The organism is Gillisia xinjiangensis (assembly GCF_046298265.1).
GTDB lineage: Bacteria > Bacteroidota > Bacteroidia > Flavobacteriales > Flavobacteriaceae > Gillisia > Gillisia xinjiangensis.
In genome coordinates this window covers 1-698 of record NZ_JBKAHK010000045.1, presented here as the reverse complement: position 1 = coordinate 698, position 698 = coordinate 1, and the positions used below count along the sequence as shown (strand labels likewise).

2 protein-coding genes are annotated in these 698 nt (G+C 33.8%); both read left to right on the top strand.

The genetic code is table 11. The features are described from left to right. The coding region (locus tag ACKGJN_RS16375) for a hypothetical protein (RefSeq protein WP_409540638.1) at positions 1-408 on the top strand (408 nt) is incomplete at its 5' end. A 54-nt stretch (positions 409-462) separates the two neighbouring features. Next, on the top strand, positions 463-698 hold a 236-nt coding region (locus tag ACKGJN_RS16370; protein WP_409540637.1), incomplete at its 3' end, for a hypothetical protein.

Below are 698 nucleotides of genomic sequence, written 5' to 3'. Positions count from 1 at the left end.
TTTATATTGATTTTTTGCCCGATACTTTCTTTTGGGCAAAAATCAATGTATCCAAAAGATACCATTTATGTGAAATATCAAGAAATTAAGGATACAGAATGGAACGCTAAATTTGAAAGAAGATATAATCAAAAATTAGGTGTTTATTTTAATATTGAAACCAGAAAAGGCAATATGACTTTGTTTTATCCATATACAGAAAAAGCAGATACACTCTGTATAAAAGATTTAAAAGATTATCATTTTTCTGATTTAGAGGAAATCAACGAGAAAAGACGCCGATGGATTTTTGACAACAAAAGACCTCCGGCCACTAGAAATGGTGTTTTCCAAACCTATGTAATTGAGGTGATTTCAGATAAAAAATTTGTGAAATATCCGGTTACTTGGAGGAATGAGAGGATTTAAAGAAGGTGAATTCCCAGCCCAGCATTTCCAGGAAACCAATTCTAAAATAGAAGAGTGTACCGGGGCAGGAGGGGAAATAGGGGTGAATTTATAGATTCTGCAATAGACAAAATTCCCGAATGCATCAGTTTATCAACTGAACAAACTAATTCTTTATATGGCTCCCTATTTGCCAATAAACTCAGAAATTATTTAACTGATGAAGAAAACAATTGCATTCCTGAAGCAAAAGATTTTGGAGAATTAGCTGTTGAAACCAGGATGGCCAAAGGGGAGGTGGATTTTGAGGA